Here is an 8,789-nt window from a genome sequence, read left to right as displayed (position 1 = left end):
ACTCGACAACTGTCCTATAAATGCCGATGGTATGGCAGAAACTACATTGAGATAGATAGGTGGTTCCCTAGTTCAAAACGGTGTAGTAATTGCGGGCATATCGTTGAAAAAATGCCGTTAAGTGTTCGGCAATGGGATTGTCCTGAATGCGGAACACACCATGACCGAGATATCAATGCCAGCAAAAACATATTGGCCGCAGGACTTGCGGTGTCAGTCTGTGGAGCGAGTGTAAGACCAGAGCGGAGTAAATCCGTAAAGGCAACTGCTATGAAGCAGAAACCTAAATTGTGAGGTTTAGGAATCACCGTCCTTCTAGGGCGGTGAGGATGTCAAAAGCGTTATGCGTTAGGGGATGGGGGAGTGGGGGAGTGGGGGGATCGCCCATTACCGATTACCGATTACCCATCACCCATTACCCATTACCGAGAGACTGCACTTTGAAGATAGGTTTCTTCGACTACTTTGGCGAGTCTGCCCATGGCGGTGGCAATTTCTTCCTCGGTGGCGGTTAAACTAATACGAATGCATTGATTTTTATGGGCCCACTCTTCTTGCAATCCAGGGAAAAATGTGCTTCCGGGAACCACAATTACGCCGACTTTTTTCAGATTTTGGTAGAGTTGCCAATCGGTAATCGGTAAGTCGCGCAGCCATAGCCAGGCAAAGATCGCCCCTTCCCCTTTATGCAAGAACCAGGGTAAAGAGTTGGGCATAGCCTCGGTTAAACTGGCTTCGAGTTGGGCGAATTTGCTTTGATAATGGGGACGAATGACGGTTTCTGACAAATTTGCCAGTTGACCGGATTGAATGGCTCTGGCGGCGATCGCCTGACCATAGCGAGGGGAGTGGATACACATATTGGTCTGAAAGGCTTCTAAAACACCGATGAGACCCGGATCGCCAATGGCAACGCCAATCCGTTCGCCGGGTAAACCTGCCTTAGATAAGCTCATGCAGTGCAGCAAATTGCCACCAAATTGGGGGGTCATTTGGGTGAAATTCAAGGCGGGGAAAGGGGGCCCATAGGCAGAGTCAATCAGCACCGGCACATCATATTCTGAGGCTAACCCACTAATTTTATGGACTTCCTCATCCGTGAGAACATTACCCGTGGGATTACAGGGACGGGAAAAAATCAAACATCCCGTATCCTCTGTAATTTTCAGTTGACTGAAATCGGGGCGATATTTGAACCGATGATTGCTTTCCTCGATATCTAAGGTGGGTTTATAGGCTTTTAGGGCTTCGGGGGTTAAACACACGCCGCCATAGCCGGTATATTCAGGACTTAAGGGTAAAACCACCTGCTTAAGCGCTCCCTCAGTGGTGTATCCTCCAAAAGCATTGGCGGCATAAAAATAAACCGACTGAGAGCCTGGAGTAATGAGAATGTGGCGATCGCTCAAATTCAACCCATACCGTTGATTAAAATCATTCACCACCGCATCAATCAACGGTTGATAGCCTTGGGAAGAGCCATAGCGACAAACCACTTCCCCATATTCAGGACTAGCGAGTAAATCAGCCGTATACTCCCGCCACATCTGTTCCACGGGGGGTAAAATCACCGGATTCCCCGCACTCAAATTAATAAATTGCTGCCCTCCTCCAGCACGCAATGTTTCAATAATGTCTTTCATAATGGCTCGCACTCCACTGAGACGAGACATCTGAGTACCAAATTGAGTTAGGGCAGGTTCCATAAGCATATTCTAGAAATTATTGGGTTAGCATAGGATCTAAGATGACATGATTTTTCCCAAACGGAATCTCCCGTAAAGAAAACATAACGATTTGGATGGATTCCTATGCAGACTTGGCAAGTCGATTGTTATCGCCGACCTTCAGAAACCGATATCCAGGGGGAATTCTGGGAGTTGTGGATTTGTGAACCCGATCCTAGAACCTTTCGCTATCGGGCAGTTTGTCCCCAGTCCGAATTGAGCGGGGATTGGTTACTGACTCAATTTAAGCAGTTTTCCAACCTACCCGATCGCCTCTACGTCTTCCGTCCGACTACCCTCCATTTACTCGAACCCGTCGCTAAAACCCTCGGTATTGAACTGATTCCCACCCGGCGCACCCCCACCCTCAAACAGTGGATCGCTGATGAATTAAACCATCCTATCAGCTTAGATCGACCCCCTCCCCTTCCCCTACCCGAAGAATTATGGGGCGATCGCTGGCGGTTTGCCACCATTAGCGCTCAAGATCTGCTTCAAGGAATCGGCGATCGCCCCATTCCCATCAAATCCCTACCCCAAGACCTTTGGCCCATTAATCTCGGTCTTCCGTCTACCGTTTCTATTCCCGGAGTCGTTATTGACGGCGATCGCCAATCTCTGCAACTCGCCCAATGGTTCGCCAACGCTAACCCCATCAGCCTCAATTTTATCCCCGGTCAACCCGATGGCCTCATTTTAGAATCCGGATTGAGCGATCGCTGGATTATCACCACCTTTGAAGATAGCGAAGTTCGCCAAGCCGGACACCAGTATGAACAAAAGAAACAACAGAGTCAAGGACTTCATTTCCTGCTCGTGCAACCCGATGATTCTGGCATGACCTACACTGGATTATGGTTACTCCAACCTGAAAACTAATGCAAAACATCAATCCCTATGACTTCCCTAATCACTCCCAAAACTCCCCCCGATACCTCCATCATTTATCCGAGTAGGGACGGTGAACCCGTGGCTGAAACTTACGACCATCTCTATGCACTTCTTACAACCCTAGAAGTGCTGAAAAATTATCTGGCCGGTCAACGAGCCACCGTCCTCGCTGACCAATTTCTTTACTATTCCCAAGGAGTTCCCAAATCGCGAATCGCTCCCGATGTTATGGTCATCTTTGACGTAGAACCAGGCGGTCGAGATAACTATAAAACCTGGGAAGAAGGGCAAGTGCCCAAAGCGATCTTTGAGATGACCTCAGAAAGTACCAGAGATCGCGATCGCGTCTTCAAAAAAGACCTCTACGAACAACTAGGAGTAGAAGAATATTGGCTCTTTGATCCCAAAGGAGAATGGATTGAAGGGCAATTAGAAGGATATCGTTTAGTCGGAGGAACCTATCAACCCATTACCAATAGCCTTAGCCAAGCCCTCAAGTTACGGCTAGTTCCAGAAGGAAAGCTAATTGGATTTTATCGGCAAGATACAGGAGAAAAGCTGTTAACTTCCGCAGAGCGAGCCGAACAAGAGCGTCAGCGAGCTGAACAAGAGCGTCAGCGAGCTGAAGAACTGCAAGCACTTTTAGAGCGTTATCAAGAACAATTTGGAAATCTAGAATAAAAACCAATGACTTCCCCAATTCTCCCCCAAACTTCTTCCTCAACCTCCATTATTTACCCCAGTGAGAACGGTGAACCTATAGCTGAAACTTACGATCATATCTATGCAATTTTAACCACTCTCCAAGTATTAAAAACCTATCTTGCAGGTCAACAGGCTACCGTTCTCGCCAACCAATTCCTCTACTATTCCAAAGGATTTCCCCAGCTTCGCATGACTCCTGATGTCATGGTCATTTTTGATGTAGAACCGGGCGATCGAGATAACTATAAAGTCTGGGAAGAAGGACAAGTGCCCAAAGTCATCTTTGAAATGACCTCAGAAAGTACGAAAAACGAAGATCTGGGATTCAAAAAAGAAATTTATGAACAACTAGAAGTAGAAGAATATTGGCTTTTTGACCCCAAAGGAGAATGGATTGAAGGACAATTAGAAGGATATCGGCTGGTAGGAGAAACCTATCAACCCATCACCGATCGCCGCAGCCAAGCCCTCAATTTACGGCTTTTTCCTGAAGGGAATATCATTGAGTTTTATCGGGAAGAGGTAGAAGCAAAACTGTTGATGAATGATGCATTAATGGCAGCTTTACAAGCAGAAAGACAAGCCAAAAAAAAGACCTTAGATCGGCTTAAAAAAGAACAAAAACGGGTGGAAGATCTAGAGGCGATCTTAGTTCGTTATCAAGAAAAATTTGGACATCTGGAACAAAAATCATGACTAACCTTTACTTAATCCGTCATGGTATAGCCGCTAACCGAGAAGACTATACCCAAGGCGATCGCCAACGTCCCCTAACCTCAGAGGGCATCAAGAAAACCACCAAAATAGCCCAAAGGCTGCAAGAATTGGGGATTACCTTTGATATCATTCTCACCAGTCCCCTGATCCGGGCCCAGCAAACGGCGGAAATTTTGCAAACCGTGGGACTCAGTAAGGCACTGCAAACGTCATCCGATTTAGCCCCGGAAGGCGACCTTTTATCCTGGTGGCAAGATGGAAAAAAATGGCGCAAGTATGAAAATTTAGCTCTAGTCGGCCATGAACCTAATCTGGGACATTGGGCGGAGTTATTGGTATGGGGAGAAGTGAAATCTCACCTGATTGTCAAAAAAGCCGGTGCGATCGGCATTACCTTACCCAATTCTGGTTCTCCGGTGGGGAATAGCGATCTATTTTGGCTCACCCCTCCCCGATTGTTATTGAATTAATTTGGGTATTGATCTATCTCCCCATCTCCCCATCTCCCTATCCCCCATCTCCCCATCGCTATACAATAGCGGGTGGATGTTAACGATTCCCTAATCCCTATGAATGTGTTATTTCAGGAAATCCAAGAAAGTATCCTTAATCTGGTGGGGGCTGGAATTGAGGCGCTTCCGGGTATTTTGGTGGCGATCGCCTTTTTAATTTTTACCTCTTGGGCCGCTAAATTTGCCCGACAGGTGGCCACTCGTGTCACGGACATGGCCATTAAAAACCAATCCCTGCGCTCTCTATTGATTCAATTGAGTTATGTCGCCACTTGGGTTGCGGGGGTTCTTATCTGTAGCGTGATCGCCTTTCCAGACCTGCGTTTGGGCGATATCATCGGATTGCTGGGATTAGGTTCGGTAGCCATTGGTTTTGCCTTCCAAGATATCTTCAAGAATTTTCTGGCCGGAATTTTACTCCTGTTGCAAGAACCCTTCCGCTTAGGCGATCAGATTATCGTCGATGGTTACGAGGGAACCGTAGAAGAGATCTCCATTCGCTCCACCCAAATTCGCACCTATCAGGGGGAGTTGATTGTCGTTCCCAACTCCATCGTGTTTACCTCCACGGTGCAAGTATTGACCAATTTACCCCGTCGTCGTACCGATCTGGCGATCGGGGTAGACTACAATACGCCCCTCTCCCACGCAGTTGAAGTCCTATATAAGGCCATTTCTGGAGTCGATGGCGTATTAACCGAACCGAATCCAGAAGTCGATATTGTTGGCTTTGGGGATAGTTCCATTGACTTGAAAGTGCGTTATTGGACAGTTCCCCATCGAAAAGAAGTACGCCGCATTCAAACCCGTGTGATGTTAGCCCTAAAAAATGCCTGTGATGGTGCAGAAATTAATATTCCTTATCCCATTCGCACCGTTTATCACTATAACCAAGAACGCTTTAGTGATAGTTTTCCCACAAACCTGCCTTCGCCATCTTCTGAATCTAGGCCCTAATCTTCCAAGCAAGTCGATCAAAAAACACTATGATAAAGGAAGGGTGTGAGACTTGAACAGATCCTGAAAAGATTCAGGATTAGCCGGTGCATCACTGACATAAGAGGGTTCTGTAACCCTGATGAAAGCTCTCACAACCCTGACAGTCGCCCTCCCCTGTTGTTTTATGATGAATCATATTGTGTCTGATGCTCAAGAAAAAATGACACTGACCTGGAATCAAGCCGGTCAAGATGTTCGTTGTAACTTATCCTCCGATCGCCTCATCTATTACCGCTTACTCACAGAAACGATCGCCAAAATCCGCTCATCTCTGGATTTAGACACTATTTTGAAGACAACGGTTGTCCAACTGCTTGAAGTTCTCGATACAGACCGAGTAGCCGTGTTTCAATTGAATCCCAATTTAGTTGGACAGGGTGAGGTCATTTGTGAGGATGTCAAATCTCCCTGGAAACCCGCTCGTTCGATTCAGGTGTACGATCGCTGTTTTGGCGAGGAATTTGCGGCTGAATACCTCAAAGGTCGCATCAGTGCGATTCCGGATATTTATGCTCCCCATATTAGTGATTGTCACCGAGATATCTTAGCCCAATTTCAAGTTAGAGCCAATCTAGTCGCTCCCTTAGTCAAGGGGAATGAACTGTGGGGACTCCTTTGCATTCACGAGTGCGGTCAATCCAGGGTTTGGACTTCCACTGAAATAGAATTTGTCAGTCAAATTAGTCAGCAACTAGGGGTTGCCATTCAACAGTCCGATTTACTCGAAAGAACTAAAAATCAAGCCCAAGAGTTAAAGCAAACTCTGGAGCAGTTACAGCGCACCCAAGCCCAAATGATTCAAAATGAAAAAATGGTTAGCTTGGGACATTTAGTCGCTGGGGTTGCCCATGAAATCAATAATCCAGTTAGTTTTATTCATGGTAATTTAGACTATGTGCAAGAATATGCCCAAGATTTATTACAACTTCTGAACGATTATCAACAGGCTTATCCCGATCCAGTGGCTGAACTTCAAGCGTCTTTAGAAGAGAAAGATGTGCAGTTTATCCAGGAAGATTTAGAGCAAATCTTGACATCGATGAAATCGGGAACTGAGAGAATTCAAGGGATTGTGAAATCCTTACGCAATTTTTCCCGCATGGATGAGGCTGAACTGAAAGCTGTGGATATTCACGAGGGAATCGATAGCACTCTGGTGATTTTGAATAATCGTCTTGAAGCTAAAGAGGATAGACCTGCCATAGAAGTTGTAAAAGAGTATGGTGATTTGCCTCTAATTGATTGTTATCCAGCCCAACTCAATCAGGTTTTTATGCATCTGCTCAGTAATGCGATCGATGGGTTAGGGGGTAAAAAAGGAGACCATCGACAGATTAAGATTAAAACAGAACTTGAAGGGTCAAAAGTGAGGATTTCCATCGCTGATAATGGGGACGGCATTCCAGAGTCTATCCGCTCTCAAATCTTCGATCCTTTTTTCACCACGAAAGCACCAGGAAAAGGGACGGGTTTAGGACTATCCATCTGTTATTCCATTATTGTGGAAAAACATTACGGACAACTGTTGTGTGATTCATCTCCAGAAGAGGGAACTCGGTTGACCATTGAGTTACAACCGGAGCTAATCCGGAAAGATTACCCGGATTAAGGGTTGATTTTGCGCTGCACATTGTCAATGGCTTTGAGGGCGTAGGAGTCCCCAGGACGGTATTGTAGGGCAGTTTGAAAGTGTTGCAGGGCGATCGCATAGTCTTGGCGATCGAACGCTCGATATCCAGCGTTCATGACATCGGTATAGGTCTGCTGTTGAAGACGCTGGTTGGTGTTTTCAACAGCTTTTTGGGCATAAATATTATCTGGGCGATCTTTTAAGGCTTGTTCAAAATTAATTAAGGCGGTGTGATAATCCCCCAGATCGAAGGCATGATAACCTACTTCCATGTAGCGCCTAAATTGAGATCGAGATGTATAAGATTTTAGGGAAATTGAGGGTTCATAGCCAGGAGAAGGGTCTGGAGGTGCTTCTACTGAGAGAGCAGGTTGAGTGGGGTAATTCAGCAACACTGGAGTGACAGAAGTTGGTGACTTTCTTTGGGTAGTCCAGCGAGCAATCAGATGTTCAAAACTCCAATTTTGCAGAAGGACTAAGAGGGCGCTACTGACCATTAAAACTACGCCCATGACTTGAGTGAGAAAGCTTGCTTTTACTGATTTCTTATGCCATTTGAGGCTCAGAAAGACAACAGCACCAATCAAGGGTAAAAATAGATAAAATATTCCCCAAAAAATACTTTCCCCAAAGGAGATGACCATTGTCCAAATTGTTCCAAATCCGGCTAAACCTAGCCCAATAAGAAATAAACTAATGACCAAAATTTCCATAAATTGATTGACCCGATCTGGTAGATGTCACTGTAGGGGTCAAGACCCTGGTGGTTATTAACCATCAAGGGTTTCACCCCCCTATCCATGTTTCCTTCTAGTTATAGCATGTACGAATTAAGATGTTAAGTTTTGAGGAAATAGGGTTTAGGTGGAGCAGAACTGTTGTATTGCTACAGACGACGCTAACCTTTTGATTGGGTTTCCTCATCAAATGTGACTCTAAGCCGATACAATGGGATGAGTCTGACAGGGTAATCGTGTCGTTATGGATAAAGTCGGGAAGTGGATCGCGAAACTGATGGCCATGGTTCTGATCGGGTTGTTAGTGGCTTGTAGTGCTACCGGAGGCAGTCCCAGTCAAGCTCTGGTGAAACAGGCGATCGCCCTGCAACTGAATCTGACTCAAGAACAACTCAAGTCTCCTCTGCACCTGGAGCGATCGCCCCAACTCGACGTTAAAGGAATTCAGATTACCAACAGCGATCGCCTCCCTAATCAGAAATTACCCACCTTCCACATCCAAGGAACCTATAACCTCAATATCCAACTCTCTGAGCAAACCATTAAACAGCGCCAAAACCCCTTTGAAGTCTATGTGCAAGAACAGATCGAGGGAGAAACCTGGCGACTCTTGCGCCCTCAAACCACTGCGGAGGGAACTGAGTGGTTGAGTTATCAAATTGATGGAGACTTGGGCAAATAGGGACTACACAGTGATGACCCATGCCCATTACCTATTACCCATCACGAGATAGTTAACCAAAATATAGTCAGATATAAACAAGACATGGATTCTATTGCAAAAATCCCCTTCATTTTGGCTTTGAGAGATTAATTCTCCTTGGGTGAACTACGCACCTCTCTATCCCATAGCCCATAAAGGCATTTGGGA

10 protein-coding genes are annotated in these 8,789 nt (G+C 45.9%); 8 read left to right on the top strand and 2 right to left on the bottom strand.

Annotated features, from left to right (window positions below; genetic code table 11):
- The coding region (locus PJF56_RS12805; RefSeq protein ID WP_347179536.1) for an RNA-guided endonuclease InsQ/TnpB family protein at window positions 1-294 on the top strand (294 nt) is incomplete at its 5' end.
- Window positions 295-422: 128 nt separating this feature from the next.
- Here PJF56_RS12805 and PJF56_RS12800 read toward each other — a convergent pair.
- Window positions 423-1,706, bottom strand: coding sequence for a valine--pyruvate transaminase (locus tag PJF56_RS12800; RefSeq protein ID WP_283763069.1), 1,284 nt, complete (start codon window positions 1,704-1,706; stop codon window positions 423-425).
- Between the two features lie 105 nt (window positions 1,707-1,811).
- On the opposite strand from PJF56_RS12800, the gene PJF56_RS12795 reads away from it, so the two are divergent.
- The 6 genes from PJF56_RS12795 (at window position 1,812) to PJF56_RS12770 (ending at window position 7,160) form a co-directional block, all read left to right on the top strand.
- Window positions 1,812-2,606 (top strand): Tab2 family RNA-binding protein, encoded by a 795-nt coding sequence (locus PJF56_RS12795; RefSeq protein WP_283763068.1) that lies wholly within the window; start codon window positions 1,812-1,814, stop codon window positions 2,604-2,606.
- Between the two features lie 18 nt (window positions 2,607-2,624).
- Entirely contained in the window at window positions 2,625-3,299 is a 675-nt protein-coding gene (locus tag PJF56_RS12790; protein WP_283763067.1) for a Uma2 family endonuclease, read from the top strand.
- Window positions 3,300-3,305: 6 nt separating this feature from the next.
- A complete protein-coding gene (locus tag PJF56_RS12785; RefSeq protein ID WP_283763066.1) occupies window positions 3,306-4,019 on the top strand; it encodes a Uma2 family endonuclease in 714 nt (237 codons plus the stop codon).
- Window positions 4,016-4,510, top strand: a complete 495-nt coding sequence (gene sixA / locus PJF56_RS12780) for a phosphohistidine phosphatase SixA (RefSeq protein ID WP_283763065.1) — start codon at window positions 4,016-4,018, stop codon at window positions 4,508-4,510. The genes PJF56_RS12785 and sixA overlap by 4 nt, the downstream gene beginning before the upstream one ends.
- A gap of 99 nt (window positions 4,511-4,609) precedes the next feature.
- Window positions 4,610-5,509, top strand: a complete 900-nt coding sequence (locus PJF56_RS12775; protein WP_283763064.1) for a mechanosensitive ion channel family protein — start codon at window positions 4,610-4,612, stop codon at window positions 5,507-5,509.
- Between the two features lie 121 nt (window positions 5,510-5,630).
- A complete protein-coding gene (locus tag PJF56_RS12770; RefSeq protein WP_283763063.1) occupies window positions 5,631-7,160 on the top strand; it encodes a sensor histidine kinase in 1,530 nt (509 codons plus the stop codon).
- On the opposite strand, the gene PJF56_RS12765 is transcribed toward PJF56_RS12770, so the two are convergent.
- A complete protein-coding gene (locus PJF56_RS12765; protein ID WP_283763062.1) occupies window positions 7,157-7,894 on the bottom strand; it encodes a tetratricopeptide repeat protein in 738 nt (245 codons plus the stop codon). The two genes, PJF56_RS12770 and PJF56_RS12765, sit on opposite strands and share 4 nt — an antisense overlap.
- Window positions 7,895-8,162: 268 nt before the next feature.
- Between PJF56_RS12765 and PJF56_RS12760 the strand changes: the two genes are divergently transcribed.
- Entirely contained in the window at window positions 8,163-8,600 is a 438-nt protein-coding gene (locus PJF56_RS12760) for a hypothetical protein (RefSeq protein ID WP_283763061.1), read from the top strand.
- The last annotated feature ends 189 nt before the right edge of the window (window positions 8,601-8,789 follow it).

Origin of the sequence: Roseofilum halophilum BLCC-M91 (genome assembly GCF_030068445.1) — a bacterium.
GTDB classification, from domain to species: Bacteria; Cyanobacteriota; Cyanobacteriia; order Cyanobacteriales; family Desertifilaceae; genus Roseofilum; species Roseofilum halophilum.
Note: the sequence above shows the minus strand (reverse complement) of the source record. Positions and strands in the feature narration are given on the sequence as shown.